15 protein-coding genes are annotated in these 21469 nt (G+C 57.8%); 5 read left to right on the forward strand and 10 right to left on the reverse strand.

Annotated elements, in window-relative coordinates:
- Positions 1 to 146: 146 nt before the first annotated feature.
- From RHM56_RS20835 to RHM56_RS20845, 3 genes are read left to right on the forward strand one after another with little or no spacing between them, the layout of a single operon-like run.
- Positions 147 to 1322, forward strand: coding sequence for an NAD(P)/FAD-dependent oxidoreductase (locus RHM56_RS20835; protein ID WP_322235645.1), 1176 nt, complete (start codon positions 147 to 149; stop codon positions 1320 to 1322).
- Positions 1319 to 2131 (forward strand): aldo/keto reductase, encoded by an 813-nt coding sequence (locus tag RHM56_RS20840; RefSeq protein WP_322235647.1) that lies wholly within the window; start codon positions 1319 to 1321, stop codon positions 2129 to 2131. Before RHM56_RS20835 ends, RHM56_RS20840 begins: the two co-directional genes overlap by 4 nt.
- Positions 2132 to 2172: 41 nt before the next feature.
- Positions 2173 to 3126 carry a metal ABC transporter ATPase gene (locus RHM56_RS20845; protein WP_322235649.1) on the forward strand — a complete coding sequence of 318 codons (954 nt, stop codon included), beginning with the start codon at positions 2173 to 2175 and terminating at the stop codon, positions 3124 to 3126.
- 115 nt (positions 3127 to 3241) lie between these two features.
- Here the strand turns inward: RHM56_RS20845 and hldE are convergent, their stop codons facing one another.
- From hldE to RHM56_RS20860, 3 genes are all read right to left on the reverse strand, one after another.
- Positions 3242 to 4663, reverse strand: coding sequence for a bifunctional D-glycero-beta-D-manno-heptose-7-phosphate kinase/D-glycero-beta-D-manno-heptose 1-phosphate adenylyltransferase HldE (gene hldE, locus RHM56_RS20850; protein ID WP_322235651.1), 1422 nt, complete (start codon positions 4661 to 4663; stop codon positions 3242 to 3244).
- A 258-nt stretch (positions 4664 to 4921) separates the two neighbouring features.
- Positions 4922 to 6733 carry a lipid A export permease/ATP-binding protein MsbA gene (gene msbA, locus RHM56_RS20855; protein WP_322235653.1) on the reverse strand — a complete coding sequence of 604 codons (1812 nt, stop codon included), beginning with the start codon at positions 6731 to 6733 and terminating at the stop codon, positions 4922 to 4924.
- A gap of 16 nt (positions 6734 to 6749) precedes the next feature.
- Positions 6750 to 7916 (reverse strand): O-antigen ligase family protein, encoded by a 1167-nt coding sequence (locus tag RHM56_RS20860; RefSeq protein ID WP_322241827.1) that lies wholly within the window; start codon positions 7914 to 7916, stop codon positions 6750 to 6752.
- A gap of 98 nt (positions 7917 to 8014) precedes the next feature.
- On the opposite strand from RHM56_RS20860, the gene RHM56_RS20865 reads away from it, so the two are divergent.
- On the forward strand, positions 8015 to 8620 hold the full coding sequence (locus tag RHM56_RS20865) for a toluene tolerance protein (protein ID WP_322235655.1): 606 nt from the start codon (positions 8015 to 8017) through the stop codon (positions 8618 to 8620).
- Here the strand turns inward: RHM56_RS20865 and RHM56_RS20870 are convergent.
- From RHM56_RS20870 to RHM56_RS20900, 7 genes are all read right to left on the reverse strand, one after another.
- Positions 8617 to 9708: a glycosyltransferase gene (locus RHM56_RS20870; RefSeq protein WP_322235658.1), complete on the reverse strand. Its 1092-nt coding sequence runs from the start codon at positions 9706 to 9708 to the stop codon at positions 8617 to 8619. The genes RHM56_RS20865 and RHM56_RS20870 overlap by 4 nt on opposite strands.
- A 47-nt stretch (positions 9709 to 9755) precedes the next feature.
- Positions 9756 to 10517: a glycosyltransferase family 2 protein gene (locus RHM56_RS20875; RefSeq protein ID WP_322235660.1), complete on the reverse strand. Its 762-nt coding sequence runs from the start codon at positions 10515 to 10517 to the stop codon at positions 9756 to 9758.
- 68 nt (positions 10518 to 10585) lie between these two features.
- Positions 10586 to 11542, reverse strand: coding sequence for a glycosyltransferase (locus RHM56_RS20880; RefSeq protein ID WP_322235662.1), 957 nt, complete (start codon positions 11540 to 11542; stop codon positions 10586 to 10588).
- Entirely contained in the window at positions 11539 to 12963 is a 1425-nt protein-coding gene (locus RHM56_RS20885) for a PIG-L family deacetylase (RefSeq protein WP_322235664.1), read from the reverse strand. The genes RHM56_RS20880 and RHM56_RS20885 overlap by 4 nt, the downstream gene beginning before the upstream one ends.
- A gap of 63 nt (positions 12964 to 13026) precedes the next feature.
- Positions 13027 to 13923 (reverse strand): antimicrobial resistance protein Mig-14, encoded by an 897-nt coding sequence (locus RHM56_RS20890; protein ID WP_322235666.1) that lies wholly within the window; start codon positions 13921 to 13923, stop codon positions 13027 to 13029.
- Positions 13923 to 15053, reverse strand: a complete 1131-nt coding sequence (locus RHM56_RS20895) for a glycosyltransferase (RefSeq protein ID WP_322235668.1) — start codon at positions 15051 to 15053, stop codon at positions 13923 to 13925. The genes RHM56_RS20890 and RHM56_RS20895 overlap by 1 nt, the downstream gene beginning before the upstream one ends.
- A complete protein-coding gene (locus tag RHM56_RS20900) occupies positions 15037 to 16794 on the reverse strand; it encodes a carbamoyltransferase (protein WP_019411468.1) in 1758 nt (585 codons plus the stop codon). The genes RHM56_RS20895 and RHM56_RS20900 overlap by 17 nt, the downstream gene beginning before the upstream one ends.
- Positions 16795 to 17051: 257 nt before the next feature.
- Between RHM56_RS20900 and RHM56_RS20905 the strand changes: the two genes are divergently transcribed.
- The gene (locus tag RHM56_RS20905; RefSeq protein ID WP_322235671.1) at positions 17052 to 21356 is read left to right on the forward strand and encodes a membrane-targeted effector domain-containing toxin; all 4305 of its coding nucleotides are present in this window, start codon (positions 17052 to 17054) and stop codon (positions 21354 to 21356) included.
- The last annotated feature ends 113 nt before the right edge of the window (positions 21357 to 21469 follow it).

The following is a 21469-nucleotide window of genomic DNA, read 5'->3' on the forward strand; positions in this document are numbered from 1 at the left end:
CGCCTGCATCGCTGGCAAGCCAGACTCCCACAGGTTTCTCGCTGTATTCAAAACCGGGGCATCGCAGCCTGCGGCAGCGGCTACACCGTCAGTTTGAAAATCAGGCTGTATACTCTCAGCCTTGTCTTTAAACGCTGAGGTCGCCCATGCCATCTGTTATTTCCACCGACGTGCTGATTGTCGGCGCTGGTGTTGCTGGCCTCTGGCTCAACGCCCGCCTGCGCCGTCAGGGTTTTTCTACGATTTTGGTCGAGAACCAATCACTCGGTGGCGCACAGACCGTGAAGTCGCAGGGCATCATTCACGGCGGCGCCAAGTATGCGCTGCACGGTGCACTGACTGGCGCCTCTGAAGCCATTGCCGACATGCCGCGCCGCTGGCGCGAAGCCCTTGCCGGCGACGGCGAGCTGGATTTAAGCGGCGTGCGCCTGCTTTCAGAAGCCCATTATTTGTGGTCCCCCGGCACCTTGGCAGGCAATCTGACCAGCTTTTTTGCCAGTAAGGCTGTGCGCGGTCGAGTCGATCAGGTCAAGGGCGATCAGTTACCCCCTGCTCTGCAAGACCCGCGCTTCAAGGGCAAGGTGTATCGCTTGGCTGAGTTGGTGGTGGATGTCCCAAGCCTGATCGAGCGTTTGGCCGAGTTGGCGGGCGATGGCCTGCTGGCTGGCCAACACATCGAGCCGCTGTTTGAGAACCAAGAGTTGATTGGCCTGCGGGTCGATGGCCGCGACATTCATGCACAACGCATCGTGCTCAGCGCCGGAGCCGGTAATGCTGAGCTGCTGGCCAGCGCCGGAATCAGCGTGCCCGCGCAACAATTGCGCCCGCTGCACATGGTGCTGGTCAAAGGCCCAAGCCTCAAGCCTCTGTACGCGCACTGCCTGGGCGGTGGCCCCAAGCCACGGATTACTGTCACCACACACCCGGCCGCGAATGGCGAGTGGGTGTGGTACTTGGGCGGTGACATTGCCGAAGCCGATGGCGTAGCCCGTGAACCCGCGGAACAAATCGCCGTGGCTAAAAAAGAACTGGGCAATTTGCTGCCATGGGTTGATCTGAGCCAGGCGCAGTGGGCCACATTGCGGGTCAATCGTGCCGAGCCCGCGCAGTCCGGGCTGACACGCCCGGATAATGCCTTCCTCGCAGATCAAGGTCGCTTGCTGGTGGGCTGGCCAACCAAGCTGGCGCTGGCGCCGGACTTCGCCGACCGGGTTATCACCGCGCTTGAGCAGGACGCTATCAAGCCGAGCAACCCGCCTGCGCTGCCTGAGTTCCCGCGCCCGCCACTGGGCCAAACCGCATGGGAGCAACTGCTGCCATGAGCCAGGCAACCCTGCACGACTTTCATCGCCCGCTGGGCAATACCGGCCTGCGGGTGTCGCCCCTGGGCCTGGGCACTGTGAAGCTGGGCCGCGACCAAGGGGTGAAATACCCCAGCGGTTTTCAGATCCCGGATGATGACGAAGCCAAAATGCTGCTCAAGCTGAGCCGTGATCTGGGGATCAACCTGATCGACACTGCGCCCGCTTATGGACGCAGCGAAGAGCGTCTGGGGCCGCTGTTACGCGGCCAGCGGCAAGACTGGGTGATTGTCAGCAAGGTCGGCGAAGAGTTCGACAACGGCGTGTCGCGCCACGACTTCAGCGCCGCACACACCCGAAATTCGGTCGAGCGCAGCCTGCAACGTCTAGAAACAGACTTCATTGATCTGGTGCTGGTGCACTCTGACGGTAATGACCTTGCGATCCTCAACGAAAGCGCCGTCTACGCCACCTTGGCCGAGCTGAAACGCGAGGGCAAGATTCGCGGTTTCGGGCTCTCGGGCAAAACCGTCGAGGGCGGCCTTAAAGCCTTGGAAAACGGCGACTGCGCGATGGTCACTTACAACCTCAACGAGCAGGCCGAAAAGCCGGTGATTGACTACGCTGCCGCTCACGGCAAGGCGATTCTGGTGAAAAAAGCCCTGGCCAGCGGCCATGTGTGCCTCAAGCCCGGGGTCGATCCGGTGCGCGCCAGCTTCGAACTGGTGTTTGGCCATCACGGGGTTGCCAGTGCTATTGTCGGCACCATCAATCCGCTGCACTTGGCCCATAACGTGGCGACCGTTGCGCAGGTTCTGCGTAACGCCTAAAGCCGCCGAATCGGCCGACCCCGACGCAAGAAGGAGCCGACATGCCGCGAATGCTGATCCGCAAGAACCCCAGCGACTTCAAAACCCTGCCGTTGTATGTCGAGGCCACGCCTGAAGGCTTGAGCTATCAAAGCGTCGGCATGCCGCTTAACTTCTCGCAAACCCTGAGCAAGCGCCGCCTGGTGAGTGTCGCCGACACTGAACGCTTCGCCGTGGAGTTGGCCAACCTGGGGGTGTCGGTGCGCCTGACACTGACCTGGCAAGGCCGCGATTACTGGGTATTAGTGCGCCAGCGGCGTCAGGATCGAGGCGATGTCGTGCTCAAGCTGATCTCGGGCTATGTGCCAGCGCATGAGGTCAACTTGCCGCTGCACACGGCCGTTCAGGAAGTGGCTGAAGAATGCCTGCTGGAAACCCCGGAAGGTTGGCTCAGCGGGCGTTTCAACGAGACGTGGCTGCCGGCGCCTTACGCCAGCGCGCTGCATTACCGCGAAGCCCTGCCCTTTCGCCTGACCCCGTTATCGGGCGCAGCACGGCCTGTGCGGTGCGCCAGCCAGCCTTTGCTGGAGCGTCCACGGGCTTACGTCCATTTACCGACCGCGTCCCTGCAACTGATTTACGACTTGCGCCTTGAGGTGCCCAAAGAAGCCAAGTCGCTGAGCCTGTTTCATGTCGAAGAACGCTTGGAAGGTGATCAACTGGTGGCCCGCTTGAATCGAAAGCGCCCGGACCTGTACCTGATGCCGCTGACCGATGGCAAACCCTGCGCCGAGTTGTATACCTTGACGAAGGGTCAGCTGAAACCGGCCAGCACCCGAGGGTTATATCTGGCTGAAAGTTTTGCGCCTCAGGAAGGCTGGGTGGTCAGTGAAGAACGCATTCGCTGGAAGGACTGGCTCAAGCAGCAAGGTTTAAGCGCGCCGGGCAAGGAGTCGAGGCTCAAGCGCCTGACCAGCAAGGCGCGGCAGATATTCAGGAAGGTAGTGAAGAAGTAAGGCGGCGTTGTGCGTACCGGGCTGCACACAAATCCCTTGTAGGAGCGAGCTTGCCTCGCGATCTTTTTATCTAAAAGATCGCGAGGCAAGCTCGCTCCTACAGGGTCAGCGTTTGTTATTGGCCGCGGATTTTCTCAACGATCGCCGTGGTTGAGCTGTTTTCAACCAGCCCCAACACTTTCACCGTCCCGCCATACGAGGCCACGATGTCGGCACCGACCACTTGGTCGATCCCGTAATCGCCGCCTTTGACCAGCACGTCCGGCTTGACCTGGGCCAACAAGTTTTCCGGGGTGGCTTCCGGGAAGCTGATCACCCAGTCCACAGCGCCCAAGCCAGCCAGTACAGCCATGCGCCGGTCAACGCTGTTGATCGGGCGACCCGGCCCTTTAAGACGGCTCACAGAGGCGTCATCGTTAACCGCAACGATCAGACGATCACCCTGCGCCCGCGCCTGCTCCAGGTAGGTCACGTGCCCGGCGTGCAAGATGTCGAAGCAACCATTGGTGAAGACGATTTTCTCGTTGTGAGCCCGCGCATCGTCGATGGCCAACAACAGTTGATCAAGGGTCAATACACCGCGCTCGGAGCCTTCCGAACGCTGGATGGCCCGGCGCAGTTCTGGCGCGCTGATGGCCGCCGTACCCAACTTGCCCACCACAATACCGGCCGCCAGATTGGCCAGTGCTACGGCGTGCGGCAGTTCTTCACCGGCAGCAATGGCTGCGGCCAGGGTCGAGATGACCGTATCGCCAGCACCGGTAACGTCAAAGACTTCACGGGCGCGAGCAGGCAAGTGCATGGCCGCAAAGCCCGGACGCAGCAAGGTCATGCCGTGTTCACCACGGGTGACCAGCAAGGCTCCCAACTCAAGATCAGCCATCAGCTTGGCGCCTTTGGCCACTAGATCAGCCTCGTCGCTGCAGCCACCGACAATGGTTTCGAACTCGCTGAGATTCGGAGTGATCAGACTCGCACCCCGGTAAATCGAAAAGTCTTTGCCTTTAGGATCAGCCAGCACCGGAATACCCCGGGCGCGAGCGGCCTGGATCAATACCTGGTGATTTTTCAACGCGCCTTTGCCGTAGTCAGACAGCACCAGCACTTTAATGCCGTCGAGTAAGCTGTCGACTTGCGCACCCAACGCCAAAGCGTCGGTCGCAAACGGCTCTTCAAAGTCGATACGCAGCAGTTGCTGGTGACGGCTCATGACCCGCAGCTTGACGATGGTTGGCTGGTGCGCGATGCGCTGGAAAATGGCGCGTACACCCGCGCCTTTCAAGCTATTGGCCAGACTGTCGGCAGCTTCATCGTCGCCGGTGACACCCACCAGCGAGGCTGGCGCGCCAAGGGCCGCAATGTTCAGTGCAACGTTGGCTGCACCGCCCGGACGGTCTTCAATTTGCTCGACCTTGACCACCGGCACTGGCGCCTCAGGGGAAATCCGTGAGGTTCCGCCATGCCAGTAACGGTCGAGCATGACATCGCCTACCACCAAGACAGGGGCTTGATCGAATCGCGGCATGGACAACTTCATGGAGAACCCACATACAAAATGAACAGGGGCGCGATATTAACACAGGGTGAACGCAGGTCAGTTCACGGCGTTAATCGCAGGAATGAGAATCAGCGATGGCTTGCATAACCCGACGCACGGTATACGTGGCGTCAGTAAAGCAACTTCAAACCGTTGTGGGAGCGGGTTTGCCCGCGAGGGTATCGATGCGGTTTAACAGAAAAACCGCATCGACTGCATCGCTGGCAAGCCAGGTTCCCACAGGGTTCTCAGCCAGCTTTAGGCGATGTCGCCAGAAGCCGACGGGGCATCGAGGCCCATCGAGTGCAAGCGGGCGTAGTAGCCGTTTTGAGCCAACAACTCATTGTGAGTGCCACGTTCAACGATCTGGCCCTGGTCCATGACCAGAATCATGTCGGCTTTTTCGATGGTCGAAAGACGGTGCGCAATCACCAGCGTGGTACGGCCTTGCATCACATGATCGAGAGCGGCCTGGATATGACGCTCAGACTCGGTGTCGAGCGCTGAAGTCGCCTCATCCAGGATCAGCAACGGCGCGTTCTTGAGCAAGGCACGGGCAATCGCCAGACGCTGACGCTGACCACCGGACAACAGCACGCCGTTCTCGCCAACCTGAGTATCCAGGCCTTGTGGCAGTTGCTCGATAAAGTCCATGGCGTAGGCAGCACGCGCAGCTTTTTCGATATCGGCACGCGGTGCACCGGCCAGATCACCGTAGGCAATGTTGTTGGCGACGGTGTCGCTGAACAAGGTCACGTTCTGGGTCACTTGCGCGATATGGCGGCGCAGGTTGAGCAAGCGATAGTCTTCGATCTCAACCCCGTCGAGCAGAATTTCGCCCGAGGTGTGGTGATAGAAGCGCGGGATCAGGTTCGCCAGCGTCGATTTGCCGCTGCCGGAACGTCCAACGAGTGCCACCATCTGCCCCGGTTCAACCGAGAACGTCACGTCCTTGAGTACCTGACGATCAGTGTCCGGGTAGGTGAAGTTCAGGTTACGCACTTCTAGACGGCCGCTAACGTGGTCGCGCTCAACGGTGCCCGTGTCGACTTCCTGTGGCTCGTCCAATTGCTCAAAGATGCTTTCGGCCCCCGCTACGCCCTTCTGGATCGTCGAGCTGACTTCAGACAGCTGGCGAATCGGCTTGGGCAGCAGGCCCGCCAGGGTGATGTAGGCAATCATGTCGCCCGCCGACGCATCGCCGCGCAGGTACAGCACCAGGAACATCAAAATGCCCATGGCCACGTAGATGACCAGTTGCAGCATCGGGGTGTAGATCGCCCCGGTACGGGTCATGCGCAGTTGTTTGTCAGTGTTGCTCTGGCTGGCCTTCAAAAAGCGCTCGCGCTCATAGGTTTCGCCGCCGAAGCTGCGAACCACTCGATACCCCTGAATGGTTTCGGAAGCCACGTGAGTCACATCGCCCATGGCCGCCTGAATTTTCTTGCTTTGCTTGCGAAATTTCTTGCTGGCCGTGCTCACCATGACGGCGATCAACGGCAGGATGGCGATCATCACCAACGTCAGGCGCCAGTTCATCCACAGCAAGGACGCAAACAGGAACACCACGGTCATGCCTTCACGAATCACGACCTTGATCGCATCAGTGGCAGCGCCAGTGACCATGGTCACGTTAAAGGTGATGCGCGAAATCAGACGACCCGTGTTGTGCTTGTCGAAGTAACGGTTAGGCAGTACCAGCAGGTTATTAAACAGCTGCACGCGCAGATCGTGGACCAGCCCCAGCGATACTTTGGCCAGGAAGTAGTTACCCAGGAAGGAGCCCAGCCCCTGCCATGCGGCGATCAAAACGATCAGCAGCGGTACGGCCTGTAACAGGCGCATATCACGCAGGTAAGGCACATTTGGAAACAACACCGCATCGGGATTGGACAGGCCATCGACGAAATACTTGAGGATGTAACCCAGCATTGGTTGGGTCGAAGCGAAAATAAGGAAGCCGACAATACTCAGCAGGAAAAGGCCGATGTAGGGCTTCACATAACTCAAAAGCCGGAAGTAGACTTTCAGGCTTGAACTCTGTTCCGCTTCGGACGGTGAATCACTCATCGTAGAGCTCACTGATTTAAGGAAAACGCGAAATTTTATCACAGGCTTCACGACACGCCGGCTTGAACGACAAAAGAGTCGCCACGGCAATCGGTAGCCAGGTGATAAACCATTCTGCACGCGGGGTATCCAGCAGGCTGGCCGCGTCAAACTGCATGGCCAGCGTCGAAAACACCCACATGCCGATGACCGCTTGGCCCAACACGTTCGCCCGGGCGCGCCAGCCATAAACCAGCACCGAAAACCAGGCAACCGACCAGAGCAGCAACCCAGGCAGGCCCAAACTGATCGCCACACTGGTAAACAGATTGTGCGAGTGATCAAAGGTCAGCCCAACGGCCTTTACGTTAAACGGCGCCTCAAACCCCAGGCCAAGCCATGGGTGCGCTTCAATCATATGCAGGCTAGCCATAAACAGCTCCGGCCGATACGAAGCACCGCGTGCAAGCATCAACGCCTGCATGTACCAAAACACCACTGCAGCGCCAAGCAATGCAATGGCTGAAATCGCCAAGGTGCGTCGGTCGCGGCGCCAGATCGGCATGGCCAGAACGGTCAGCAACAGCGCCACTGCCGCGCCACGGCTTTGGGTCATGACGACAAAGCAGCCCAGAAACCCAAGCGCAACCAGCCAAAGCAATTGCGCCCAACGCCCTTGAGGCACCCAGTGCAGCATCCAGATGCCGGCCACACCGATCGCATAGGCACCCAAAATAGGATGAGCCAACTCGCCCAGCCCCTCCAGACGCCCCGACCAGGCATGTCCTTTGACGAGATAGAAATTAACAATGGCGACTAACGCCATGACTGCCAATCCGAGTCCGCCCCATTGCATCAAACGCACGATGCGTTCAGGGCGGCCATTGGCCAGAATCGGGAATGACACAACAAACAGTGCGATATAAACCAACTGTTTAGCCTGGCTCAGTGGCTCACCGCTCCAACTCAAGCTGACAACGGCCCACACCGCCAAACCGACAAGTGACAGGCAAAGCGCCCGCTGCGCCTGCCAAACCTGGCCTAATATCGAGCGCGCAGACCACGCAACAAGCAGTGTCGGAACCCAGGTAAACAACACCAGGCCCTGTTGGTAGATTTTGTTCGTGGGAGCAAAGGCAATTGCCAGCATGAACCACAACACACCGCACGTCATAAGGGCTTGAGCCCAACGGCTTTCGTACATCATCCCACTCCTAATTCAACCACCCAGACAACCTGGAATGGTTAAAACGCCACTTTTTCGGCATCATTGTGTGTCTGACTGCTCGCAAGGGTTCTACGATGCAATGTTCACGGCTTACACAAGCCGCTTTAAATCAAATGATTGAAGGCGCTAAAACGCTTGAAGCAGACAGCTATGGCGCAAAAGTCTACCTGCTGAAAGACGGGAACATAGTGAAACTGTTTCGTCGCAAGCGCCTCCTGTCATCTGCCTTGCTGCGCCCTTATTCGAAGCGGTTCATCGATAACGCTGCTCAACTTGAAAAACTCGGAGTCCCGACACTCAAGGTACTGGCGTTCTATCGCTTGGAAAAACCAGGCATGACGGCGGTGCTGTATCGCCCGTTGCCAGGTGAAACACTGCGTCAGATCGCAGAGAAAAACGGGTTTGACTGGCAAGAAAACCTGCCGAAGCTTATCGAGTTGATCCGCCGCTTGCACGCTGATGGCATTTACTTCCGTTCCCTGCACTTGGGCAACATCGTGGTAACCCCAGAGAATCAGTGGGGTTTGATTGACGTAGCCGATATGCGCTTTTTTAAGGCTCCGCTGTCTAAAAAGCTGGTGCAACGTAACCTTCAGCACTTTTTGCGCTACATCCAGCGCGAGAACCTGAGCGACAAGTTCCCGGTACAGGCCCTGCAAAACGCCTTTCAACAGGCTTAAAACACGCCGGAACATGCCTGTTTAAAGCGCAACCAGGCGTGCTCCGGATCAAGCCCTGCGTATTGGCGCGCAGCGACATCAGCCGCCGCAAGAGACGAACAGGCGTCAATCGCCTTGGCCCAGGCCGAGACGTCATTGACCGGCACGTAAGAGCCCCCATCCCCCAGCTGTTCATAAAATACGGGCAAATCGCTCGCCAGCACCGGTACACCCGCGATCACCGCTTCTTGTACGACCAACCCCAACCCCTCTGCTTGTGAGGGAATCAACACCCAGTCAAACGCCCGATACAGGCTGGCCACGTTGTTCACATGGCCCGGCAGCAGCACTTTGCCTTGCAACCCGAGGGCATTGATTTGTGATTCCAGGGACGAACGCCGGGGGCCTTCACCGATAATCATCAGCAGACCATCTGGGTGGGTTTTGAGGTTTTGCGCAAAGGCCTTCAGCAACGTGTCGAAGCCTTTGGAGTCGACCAGTCGCCCGACAGCGCCGAACACCTGCTGGCTCTGCACAGGAAGATCCAATTGCTGGCGCGCCTGCTCACGTGACAACAATTGTTGCTGAGACTTTTGCGGATCCAGCATGCTGCTCAAGGTAAGGACCGGCAACTTGACGTCCGCCGCGATCGAATCAGCGAGAGTTTGCGACACAGCGCACAGGGTCAGTTGCTCAGGCGAGAGCTTGCGGAAAAGACAGAGATCCTTGCATTGCAGCCGGGTTGAACCGTGAAAGATCACCACTGCACGCACTTGCGGCAATCCATGTAATGCAGGCAACAGCACACGCGCCACGCCCAAACCGTCAAGCAGCACCACTTGGGCATCATTTTCGAGCAGCGCGTTACGAAAAAAACGGTTACGCAAGGGACGAGAAAACACCCAGATTCCACGCCCTTTCAAAAAGCGCGACGACAAATTCCAGGCTTTAACACCCCCAAGCTCGCTCAAGCAAGCCGGGGCCTCGTGTTGCAACAGCCAGGTTTTAACAGGAGCCCCGGACGGCGCCTGGGACAGGACTTGCCGGTGAACCTTGTGTACAGATGCATAGGGTGAATCGCCCGACCACATCACATTAATGATGCTCATCCCACGCTTCATTGTCGTTCACTCATCACGATTCAAACCCGCACCCGCTAACTGATAAGAACGCCAATCAACACTCCCAGCAACAAAGAAATAAACAGCTTTATCCGCTCTCGGCGACCACGTCGCAGCTTGCGCTGACGCTCTTCTGGCACTTCGACATGATTGCCGAAACCTGTATGCAATACCGCGTCAGCCTCTAGTGCAACTGCCTGCAAATTAAGCTCGGCATAGCGCTTGGACAGCGCTTTTTCGCCACCATGCCCGCTATAGGGCGCGCACAACAAATATTCTTTGTAACGGCGTAATCCAGGGTTAAGAGAAAAGCTCTGCCAGTCCGGTTTATCCGACAGTACCGGATAGCAGGCAACCCCCCCGATCACTTCACGCTCACCGTAATGTAGGTAAGGGCTGTGAATCCGCAAGTCATGAGCATAGCTGCGTAACCAGACCTGCAAGATTTCTGGTTTGAGTTCCAGAATGGTTCTTGAGTCTTCGACAAAGCCCGGGCGATAAAACTCCCAATCGTCTTCGCAATGGAAAATGTACGGTGTGCTGACTTTTGAGTAGGCCAGATCAATCGAAGCCAACTGCCCCAGTTTCGGTTTATTGACGAAAACAGTGCAGTGCTCAAGCCAGTGGGGCGGAATCGCCGCGCGCACGGCCTCGTCGCCGGAGTCTTCGGTGATAAAGACTTCGCGGATGGACGCTGTGTTAAACCGGTCAAAGCTGTCGAGCGTCAGCTTGAGCAAGTCAAGACGGCCGCAACTGGTCACAACCAGGGTAATGTCACTTTCTTGGCAGAACCGCACGGTTCGCCTCCTCTCATTGTTAGATTCAGTCCTTTGGGGTGTATCACCGCGATTGATCCCAGGTCGTCTCAGATACCCAGTTTCAATCGAACTCGATCTACCCAGGACAGGGGTGGATGAGGACGTAGTGCCGGTTGTAGCTCTTCAACAATCCGCTGGCCAATTCGACCGAAGCTGTACTGTGACACCGCCAGATCACGACCACGAAGGGCAATATCGGCAGCTAGTTGCGAATCATTACGCAAACGTGTCAGTTTTTTCTGTAGTTCGGGAATATCACGATAAAAAACGATGTTATGCATGTCTTCAAAGCCCAATGCTCGGTTTTCTGCCTCGCCCTGATCAAAGGCCAGCAGCACGCAACCACAGGCCATGGCTTCGAAGTTTTTGATCATGTATTCGCCCATGCCCACATCCGCGCTCACAAAGAAGCGAATGCGGTTCAAGGTATCGCGGTAGTCATCACCGGACTTGGTGCGCGTGACCACCAGCGGCTCTACACTGGCCAGCTCATCGAGCAAGGCTTTACGGCCGCTGTAAGCCACGCTGTTGGTGCTGCCGACAAATGCCAGCTCAATGTCGCGCTCACGGCCCAGATCATGCAACAGCGTCTGGTCGTAGCCCTTGGGCACGAACACCGCGTCAAACCCCTCATCGCGCAAACGTTGCGTGACCATAAAGCCGGAACTGATCACCCGCGCCCACGGCAGTTGGCGGTAGTGCGCACTGAATAGACCGGTGTACTTGCACTCGATGTAGTTCTGATAGGCATCGTGCTCAAGAATCACCAGGTTGGGCACGGTGCGAATAAAGCTGACCTGACGGATTTCCTGTTTGAAGCGCAAGAAAAACACAATGCGGTCATAGCGCGCGACGTCCACTTCGCGTCGGAAATACCCGCGCAAGTTGCGTTGTTCATCGCTGCTCAGCCAGCGAATATCACACTCGCAGTTCGCAGCGATGCCGTCATACAGGCGATCCAGAATGGCTCGCTGCTCTTTCTGTACTAGAAATAGAACTTTCATGATTTTCCTTGCGGCGCCTCAAGACGCCAGAACAGTTCATGCCGTCGAACTGCTTTACGAAAATATTCATTCTCGCCATAAGGCGATGGCTTTCTGCCTGCGAGTAGCACCTGAATCGACCGACGCAGTCTGCGTTTGAGCGCGGCACGGGGTTGCAAGTCATGCATCATGCCCAGCGCCATCGCCTTGTCGCGCTGCTGATCAAGGGTCAATGGCAGGCTGCACGGGTACAAGCTGAGCGAGGCATCAAAGACCGGCGGCAGGGCAATCCCGTCGCCGCTGTTGCCCATGGGCCAGCGATCATTGTCATGCAGGTGGTTGGCGTAACCCAGCAAGGTCGTCGGCTGCCATTCCAGCCCTTGCAATGCTTCAAGCACAGCAGCTTGCGCGCAGATATGGTCGGGGTGCGGGTCAAGGGTCGGATGCGGCAACACAATGACTTCAGGGCGCGCGCGCAGGATCAAGGCCCGCAAATCCGCCAGCAGGTTATTCCAGGTCGGTGCCCCATCGCTATCACCGGGCATCGGAAACGGATTGAGTTGACGAAAGAGCCGGATATCACTTACGTCTGCCTCGCGTGACGCCATCGGCTGATCCGGCGCGGCCTGCATTGCGGGCAGTTGCAGGCAGAAGTAGCCCAACTGTGCGCAATGCGCTTGCGGCACACCGGCCCAGCGCGGCACCGCCACGCTGTCCCATGCCCGCAGACGCCCCTTCAGTCTCGCCGCTTCGGCGCGCTCAAGGCCCATCTGCTGATAGTGCTCAGCCTCAATCTCGCCCGCAGTCAGGGTCACGACCCACGCTTCTTTGGCTTGGCTGTACAAGCCAAAAGCAGCCAGTTCGGCATCGTCTGCGTGGGGCGCTATCACCATCACCCGCTGCTCGCGGTAATCGGGCTGGCGAAACACCCACAGTTCAGGCTGGCCTTGCACGCGGCAACAACGCCCTTTGAGGCGTAACTCGCCACGGCTCAATACACCCGCTTGCTCACTGAGGTTCAGATAGCGCAGCCCGTTGACCCCGCGCTCGAAGGTTTGCAGGTCTGATTGCTCGCCGCCCAGCAGTTGAACGCTCGGGTCGAGAAAGCGCCCCAGCCCGCGACTGTTGACCTTGATGGCCAAGACCAGGGTTTCACCACCCGCAAGGTTCAGCGGCTGATCAAGCACCAGACGCTCACCCTCAAGGTGCAGGCCAAAACGTTCGCCGTCTGGCCCGAAGGTGTATTGGTAGTCGTCTTGAGGCGAGTAAAACAGATGGTCAGCGAACCACGCTTCATGGGCCACCCAGCCCAGCACTGCCAGCACCAGCGGCAACCACCAGGCCAGTAACACACCGCTGGCAATCAGCACCAGCAGGCCGATCAGCAAGCCCATTCGCTTGTTGCGCCGATGGCGCTTGAGGAGTTGCTGTTTGCGGCTCATGAATTGGCTCTTGTATGTGATCCCCTGTGGGAGCGGGCTTGCTCGCTTCCACTAGATTTGCGGCTACACCCTGAACACCGGCACCGGGTTGCACCAACGCTCTTTGTATTCGCGATCAGCGCGGCCAAACGAGAAACGCAACGGCTTGTTGACACCGCGAGCCTGCTCCCAGGCCGACTGAGTATTGAGGAAGCTCAATACGCTACCGGGGCTGAAATCACGGGTCTGAGGGTCAACACCGCCGTTAACGTACTCAACGCTGATCCATTCGGGCGATTCAACTCGGTACACCAACTGAATTGCAATAGGCGAGTCGTTAAGAAAGATTACTGACCCGATCAACAGTTCACGCAACAGCTCAACCACTTCGGCCATATGCTCGGCCCCCGTGGCCACGAAGCCCCAGCGGCGCATGAACAAATCGCAGTAGATAGCCGCCAGCTCAGTGCTGGAAAAATCCGTCACCGGGCGCACGACACCGCCCGCTTCTTCCAGCAAACGCAATTCGCGGCGCTGGTTGTAGCGGAATTTCTTCGACAGTTCTTCAGGGGTGCGGGCCATGGCCAGCTGTTCGGTTTGCGCGATCAGCGTGCTGAAACGCCCTTCATTGAGCACCGAAAGGTAGCGGCCACGATGGCGCAAAGGCACGTTGGCCTCCGCCGCCGCGGGCAGAATGATCTCTGCATTGCCCAGATCGAACAGGCCTTTTTTGCCGTGACGCTTGAGCACGTCCTTGGACAAGGCCAAGTCGCGGCCCCAGGTCGGGATCGCGGCTTTCAGTTCACCGTTTTGCTCCCAGGCCAGATAGCGCACCGGAATGCCGGCCAATTGAGCCAAACGCTCAACCACCATAGGATGAGTCGCGACGCTGCCACCAAAACGCTGCCAGGCATCGGCATAAGTACCCGCGTCGACAACGTCCCAGCCGCGCTCACGCCAGCCTTGGAAAAAATTGAACATCAGGCCCCCGCAGTCAGGTCGGTGACTTGCGGCAATTGCCAGAACCGGTCGTGCACGGCTTGATCGCTAAAGCGTTCATGCAGGCGCGCCAGCATCAAGTCCGCACACGCCCGGCGCTGCTCATCACTGAGCACTGCCAAATGTTTGATGCCTTGGGCCAAGTGTTCGGCATCGCCCAGCGGGAACAGAATGCCGACACCTTCAACCACTTCCTTGGCCCCGCCGCAAGCCGTGGCCAGCAATGGAACGCCAGCGGCCATGGCCTCCAGCAAAACCATGCCAAACGGCTCGTGATCGGAGCTGAGGGCAAACACATCAAACGCGCGGAAATAACGACGCGCATCGGGCACTTGGCCCAAAAACTTCACCTGCTCGGCAATGCCGAGTTCGCGGGCCAGCTCTTTGAGGTCTTGCTCCAGGCGGCCCTTGCCCAGAATCACCAACTGGCTATCAGTCGGCAGATCAGGCAGGGCTTTGGCGAAGCCCTGAATCAACGTGGCCTGGTCCTTGTCCGGGTGCAGGCGCCCGACGTTACCGACAATAAAGCCATCCACCGACAACCCCAGCGCTTCACGCGCCTGGGTGCCTGGCAGTTGGCTGGCTTGCACGGCGTCGATATCGATGCGGTTGTACAGCGTGCTGATGCGCCCCGTCGGCCATTTGGGCAGGCATTTGCGCATGTCGTCGCGCACCGCATCGGAAACACCGAGCAGGCTCAGGCGCTTGCGAAACAGATGGGCGAACAGTTTGCGGCTGCGACGTTGATAGTCGCCAAATGCGTGATGCACGCCGATCACCGGCAAACCGGTGGCCAACAGGGCGATATAAATCGGCTTGAAGCGGTGGGCGATGCAAAAACTGAACGTGCGCGAGGCGGCGATTTTACGCAGCTTGGCGATGGCGCCCAGCTTCAGGCCACGAATGGCCTTGGAGCTGAACTCCATAAACAGCACTTCGTCCGACGCACAGCCTGCCGCCACTTCAGGGTCGGCTGCCCCGGTCAGAAAGACCGTGGTTACCCGATACCCGCTGCTGGCGAACAGGCTGGCGTACTGGCGCGCGCAGTCCAGAAACGGCCCGTCATAGCCGTGGCAGAACTGCAGCACATGACGCTCAGTCGAGCGATTCATAACGCTCCGCGCCTTCTTTGACCACCAAAATGTCTTCCATGATCAGGTACTGCAAATCAGAACCGAAGAACATGTTCAGGGCGTCAGTCGGCGAGCAGACCATGGGTTCGCCACGACGGTTGAGCGAGGTGTTCAGCGACACGCCGTTGCCGGTCAGCACTTCGAGGGCTTTCATCATGTCGTAGTAGCGCGGGTTGTATTCGCGCTTGAGCACCTGCGCGCGCGAGGTGCCGTCTTCATGCACAACCTCTGGCACGCGGGTTTTCCACTCTTCAGCCACTTCAAAGGTGAAGGTCATGAACGGTGCAGGGTGATCGACCTTGATCATCTGCGGGCCCACGGTGTCGAGCATCGACGGGCAGAAAGGCCTCCAGCGCTCGCGGAACTTGATTTGTTCGTTGATGCGGTCAGCCACGCCAGCGCTGCTCGGGCAACCGATGATCGAACGACCGCCCAAGGCACGCGGGCCGAACTCCATGCGACCCTGGAACCAGGCCACTGGATTGCCATCAACCATGATCTTGGCGATCTTCTCTGGCGTGCCTTCGATCTTGCGGTACGCGGGCTTTCCAGGGTGACGGGCACACGCCGCGATCACGTCTTCGTTGCTGTACGCAGGGCCGAGGTAGACGTGTTCCATCTTCTCGACTGGCACACCGCGTGCGTGGGATACATAAGCGGCCGCACCCACCGCGGTGCCGGCATCGCCGGACGCAGGTTGCACGAACAACTCTTTGACTTCAGGGCGAGCGATGATTTTCTGGTTCAGCTTCACGTTCAACGCGCAGCCACCGGCGAAAGCGATTTTGCCGGTTTCCTTGAGAATGTCGCCCAAGTAGTAGTCGATCATCTGCAAGGACAGTTTTTCAAACAGCGCTTGCATGCTGGCCGCGTAGTGGATGTACGGCTCGTCGGCGATATCGCCTTCGCGCTTTGGTCCCAGCCACTCGATCAGCTTTGGCGAGAAGTAAAAGCCTTTGCCCTTCTCTTTATAGCGACGCAGGCCGATGACGTTGGCGTATTCGGTGTTGATCACCAATTCGCCGTTTTCAAACGAAGCCAGACGCGAGAAATCGTATTTGCTGGCGTCGCCGTACGGCGCCATGCCCATCACCTTGAATTCGCCGTCGAGCATCTCGAAACCGAGGAACTCGGTAATCGCGCCATACAGGCCGCCGAGGGAGTCCGGGTCGAAGAATTCCTTGATCTTGGTGATCTTGCCGTTTTCGCCATAACCGAAGAAGGTCGTGGCGTACTCGCCCTTGCCGTCGATACCCAGGATCGCGGTTTTTTCTTTGAAACCCGAGCAGTGGTAAGCGCTGGAGGCGTGAGCCAAGTGGTGCTCAACCGGTTCGATCTTGATTTTCTTCGGGTCGAAACCCAGTTGCTCAAGGCAGAACACGATTTTGTTGCGATAGCGCTTGTAGCGACGGTTGCCCATCAGAATCGCATCAAGGGCGCGATCCGGGGCGTACCAATAGCGTTTGGCGTAGTGCCAGCGCGCCTTGCCGAACAAGCTGATCGGGGCGAACGGAATCGCCACCACATCCACGTCAGAGGGTTTGATGCCCGCTTGCTCAAGGCAGAATTTTGCGGATTCGTAAGGCATGCGGTTCTTTGCATGCTTATCGCGTACGAAGCGCTCTTCTTCTGCCGCCGCTACCAGCTTGCCGTCGATATAGAGGGCTGCTGAGGGATCATGGCTAAGGGCGCCGGACAGGCCAAGAATCGTCAATGCCACAGGTGGGGCCTCTTTTGAATGCAGGCAGGCGGCGGGCGCCTGAAAAAATGGTGTGTTCCTCGCACCGCGAGAAACAACTAAAGAGCGGGATTATAGCGTAAGACGTCAGGAATGACCCCCGCGCGATTTGCCATACCTTACCACTGCCTTTGAACGCCAATAATTTTCAACGGCTAGCAATATGTAAGCCCAACGCACGAACACTTTGCGATTCCCTGTCAGCACTCCGACGTACGCGTCATTGACAGGAAAACCCTATGCCCACGCACCTCGAAAATCTCGACATACTCAAGAACGCAGCGTCGCAATGGCGATCGCTCATCCAGGCATGCCCCAACCTGGATCTATCGCTGGATCATCGTTTACGGGTGTTTTTCCCACGGCTGCCCGAAGATGCCTGCACTGACTTTCTATTTATCAGTCAGGAAGCGCCGGCAGAGCCTGGCCAGTCTCCGACCATCGCCAGCCAGCAACTGACCGCCCTGATAGATGAGTGCTACCTCACCGGGCAAGTACCGACTTTCGTACAAGGCGCAACCCGCGTTTACAACTATGCCTACACGCTGGACGACGAAGACCTCGCCGTAGAAATCACTGCGCCTGAGCTTGAGAAATACCTTGAGTTTGTCACCCGCACCCCTGAGTTGTGTGTGAGAGATGCCTTGAAGGACTTCTGGCAAGTGCCGCATCACGATCTAAACGGGCAAACGCCCACTCACTGGTTATCGCAATTTACCCACAACCTGATCCTGACCGAAGCCCGCGTCCGGCACGCAGACATCACCTTCAGCCCCACTGGCAAGGAACTTGTCGAGCAAGTGTTTGGCACGGGCACTTCGCCCATGCCACCCTCGACGCCGAGTGCCTACGGCGTTTACACCGTAACCCTCAATGGCCATCCCGAGCAGGCCGCAACGGCTCTGCACGGGGTGTTTGTCATCACCACCAAACATCTGCCAAGAGCGTCCACCGCGCCTCACGACAACCACATCGTTCAAGACGCTACGCCGCGCCCGGTGGTGCTTTACACGCCCAATAATGGCCTGGAAACCTACGATTCGCTCACCGCGCTTTCCCAGGAGTTGAGTGCACGCCTCAAAGACCCTTATCAACGCGAACGGCTGCTCGACTGTGCGCTGGCGCAAGAACGTGTGCGCGCCATGACCCATGAGCACGTGGACTACACGCCGGTTGCCGACACTGACGTCGCCACGTTCTACAGCGCACAACTGATCGACAAACAACAGCGCGACATGCGCCATGCCTGGTCAGTAGCCCGCAGCCTCAAGCAAGACACCTCTTTTGATCAACTGTCTGAATGTGTTGACCAGTCCCTGGACACAAGCCTGCCATTGTCCCCAGCAAATATTGCGCTCAACCGCTATACCCGGTTGGTAGAACGTCAGCTTCCTGACTGGCTGAAAGAAGCATCTGACGAGGACAAGACTCAATGGCGGCTCAATGTCGAGCGTTTGAACTACGAACGACTTGCGGCTGTAACACCCGACGCGGAGCCTCTGAGTGAAATAGGCCAAAAACAGACGCTGCTGGGCTATGCCCGCCTGCAACTCAAACAACAGATCAAAAAAGATCACGGCATCGACATTGATCCAGACGCGATATTTGTCTCAATCACAGAGGCCGTGCGCACCGGGCCATTGATCAACCCGATCAGTGGCTCCGGATTTGCAGCCGGGTTCAGCGTGGACCGGACCGGACCAACGATCAGCTTTCACACGACGCGCCGCAGCCTGAGCGAACTGGCCCTGGCCAATGTCGGCATCTGGGATGTGACCTTCGCCCTGACCGCCCGGATCAAGGACGGCGCGGGCAACACCCACCCTGTTCTGACCACCGACTACGTAAAAGCCTTGGTGCGTCAGTTGGACATTGGCGAAAACTACAAAAAGAAGCTCAACGCGCTGCTCATCAACTCCAAACAAGCCCACTGGCGCAAAGAACGCTACGTCGCGTTTAAACACGCACAGTTGCGACTGGATCTGCTGGAGGCCACGTTGTCCGGGGTGTTGAGCGCCGATCAAGCCGCGTGGGTCAAAACCGCACTGGACCACCCCGTCGAGAGTACGCGCCCTCGGCTCAACGGCGAGCAAGTCAAAGCCCACCTCCTGATGATGCGTTACAAACCCTTGCCGGGCGTGCTGGTATTCAGCTCGACTGCTTCACTGGAGTTGCTGTGCTATACCCCCGACGCCCCTGGAAAGCGCTGGTTCCTGATCGCCAACTCACGCAATGAGCTGGCCAGGATGCTGTCACAGCAGGTGTGGCGAACCTACGTGTTGCGCCGGGTGACACCAGCGCAACAGGCGTATATCAGACCTTTGCTGGAGCAAGGCCTGACCGACTCAAACCTGCAACTCCAGGCCATCACTTACAACCTGTTCGAAGCTTCCTACGACACAGAGGCCTTGCATGCCATCCACGATGCCGATGAACAATCGACCTCTACCTGGGAGAGCAACCTCAATACCGCCAAAGAAACAGCCCTGACAGCCATTGATATCGTGTCGTTTGTCTTGCCGACACGCGTGTTGCTGCCCATCGTGCTGGCGCGCTTCATCTATCAGGTGTTTCAAGGCATCGACGCCCTGCAACGTGATGAAAAACACGAAGCACTGCTGCAATTCATGGAGTCCATCACCCACCTGACTGACGCAGCCTCGGACTTCACCGGCTCGGCTATTTTCCGCAACGCAATACGCCTGCGCATCCCCCAGCCAACGCCTTCGCTGAGTTCGGGGGCCGTGAGCACACCTCCAGGCGCCTCGCTCAAGGTGCGCACAGGCGATGAATTCAGCACCGGGGTGTATGAATCAACCCCCGCAGGCGGCGGCCAGGCAACCCATTACATCAAAGACGGGCGGGGTCAGCTCTACCGCAGCCAGTACGACAATCTGGATGAGTTCTGGCGCGCACTGGATGACCGAAAACCCGACGCGACCTACAGCACGCCCTTGCGCGAACTCTCGACCGGGATATGGGATGTCGATCCGGCAACGCCGTTGCTGAAACACAAATCCGGCATTGAGCGGGTTATCGAAAGGGCGCAGGTCAGCGGCGTCGATCTCACCTCCCACACACCTGATGAGCACGGCATCTATCGCGTCAACAACATGCGCTACATCCAGCAAGGTGGCCTGGTATTTGAGGTTTACAGCGGTTGGCTGGGCCGCAATTGGTACTTGCAGTTGCCGTCCGGCTCCAGCAGTGGCGCCTCCGCGAGTTATAAAGTTCGACGCCGTGCCGGCCATTGGGAAATCAAGCATCGCCTGGCCGACAACATCAAGCGCTGGGACCCCCTGATACGTGATCCCGCGCTCCTGCCGGACGACGCTCCCGCCGTCAGCTATAGCGCTTATGACCTACCCACCGAACACAGAGCCAAAATAAGTGGGCTTATCAATAAGCTGCCTGGCTTTCTCCACCCCACCTCAACGTTCCGCAGCCCTGAACTTGATGGACTCAAAGTTTACTTTTCAGACTTTAGATACAAGTTATTGGCGGATGCTCGCGCGCACTTGAGGGCCATCTCTGCAAGGCCGCGTGTGACTTGCCCTGCAATACCGGCCAAAGCAAGCCTTGAAGATATTTTTGGGCGACTGTTTGAGCACTCACGAGGCATCGTACTGGGTGAGACACACTCCCATTTGTCCGGGAAAAAAATCCTGATCACTCAATTGAAAACCCTCGCTAAACAAGACGTGAAAGTTCTCTATTTGGAACACCTGCAATCCGATCTGCATCAGTCACTGCTGGACGATTACTTTAAAAGCGGAAAGATGCCTATCGTCCTGGACGAGTTCCTTAAAGCACAAGACGCTGGCCATCGATTAGATACCAGCAGCCCCTACACTTACAGCCAACTGGTAAGAGAAGCCAAGCGCCAGGGTGTTGAAGTGATCGCCATCGATTGCATGGCCAGTTACAACAACAAGGGCATCCGGCTTGACCCACAAGGGAACGAAATTCCCTCAGCCCGCCTCGCCCGCTATGAAATGTTCAGCTATTTCGCCACGCAGATCATTCGCGCCCATCAGGAAAAAATCGGGGGCAGCAAATGGGTCGCCTTGACGGGTAACTCACATGCCAACCGATTTGAAGGCATCCCGGGGGTCGCTGAGCTCGAGGGGGTGATTGGCCTGAGGGTTTCAGACTCGTCTCCTGGCACGAGCCAAGGGTTGCGCCAGAACATTGGGGTGTTCTTGCCCGACGCGCTGAATTATCAATTCTTGAAAAATGACTACTGGTTGCAAGTTGACATTCAAGGCACAAAACCCGACCTGCCGGCACTCACCCACGCTCAAACCAATGACCGCCTGAAGAGCCCTGGCGTTTTTCGCCTGGACAGTGCAACCCCGCAAGGCGCGCAAATAATCCATCGCGCCAGTAACCACGAAATCATTCACACCCCTTTGCAGACTGACCCAGGCGGCCAGATATTTATCGATCGCGAAAGTTGGCCCACCCTACACCTGAAACGCTATGACTCACTGAGGGACCTTGTTCACGACCTGCGGGACCTCAACATGACACAGGTGATCTGACCCTAATGCACATCCCTGTGGGAGCGGGCTTGCCCGCGATGGTATCGACGCGGCTTCACAGAAAAACCGCATCGCCTGCATCGCTGGCAAGCCAGGCTCCCACAGGTTTCTCG

This window comes from Pseudomonas sp. CCC3.1, assembly GCF_034347405.1.
Taxonomy (GTDB): domain Bacteria; phylum Pseudomonadota; class Gammaproteobacteria; order Pseudomonadales; family Pseudomonadaceae; genus Aquipseudomonas.

Excerpts from the sequence above, each read along its gene's own strand:
- RHM56_RS20835 (WP_322235645.1), top strand. The coding sequence starts at position 147 with ATGCCATCTGTTATTTCCACCGACGTGCTGATTGTCGGCGCTGGTGTT.
- RHM56_RS20840 (WP_322235647.1), top strand. The coding sequence starts at position 1,319 with ATGAGCCAGGCAACCCTGCACGACTTTCATCGCCCGCTGGGCAATACC.
- RHM56_RS20845 (WP_322235649.1), top strand. The coding sequence starts at position 2,173 with ATGCCGCGAATGCTGATCCGCAAGAACCCCAGCGACTTCAAAACCCTG.
- hldE (WP_322235651.1), bottom strand. The coding sequence starts at position 4,663 with ATGAAGTTGTCCATGCCGCGATTCGATCAAGCCCCTGTCTTGGTGGTA.
- msbA (WP_322235653.1), bottom strand. The coding sequence starts at position 6,733 with ATGAGTGATTCACCGTCCGAAGCGGAACAGAGTTCAAGCCTGAAAGTC.
- RHM56_RS20860 (WP_322241827.1), bottom strand. The coding sequence starts at position 7,916 with ATGTACGAAAGCCGTTGGGCTCAAGCCCTTATGACGTGCGGTGTGTTG.
- RHM56_RS20865 (WP_322235655.1), top strand. The coding sequence starts at position 8,015 with ATGCAATGTTCACGGCTTACACAAGCCGCTTTAAATCAAATGATTGAA.
- RHM56_RS20870 (WP_322235658.1), bottom strand. The coding sequence starts at position 9,708 with ATGAGCATCATTAATGTGATGTGGTCGGGCGATTCACCCTATGCATCT.
- RHM56_RS20880 (WP_322235662.1), bottom strand. The coding sequence starts at position 11,542 with ATGAAAGTTCTATTTCTAGTACAGAAAGAGCAGCGAGCCATTCTGGAT.
- RHM56_RS20885 (WP_322235664.1), bottom strand. The coding sequence starts at position 12,963 with ATGAGCCGCAAACAGCAACTCCTCAAGCGCCATCGGCGCAACAAGCGA.
- RHM56_RS20890 (WP_322235666.1), bottom strand. The coding sequence starts at position 13,923 with ATGTTCAATTTTTTCCAAGGCTGGCGTGAGCGCGGCTGGGACGTTGTC.
- RHM56_RS20895 (WP_322235668.1), bottom strand. The coding sequence starts at position 15,053 with ATGAATCGCTCGACTGAGCGTCATGTGCTGCAGTTCTGCCACGGCTAT.
- RHM56_RS20905 (WP_322235671.1), top strand. The coding sequence starts at position 17,052 with ATGCCCACGCACCTCGAAAATCTCGACATACTCAAGAACGCAGCGTCG.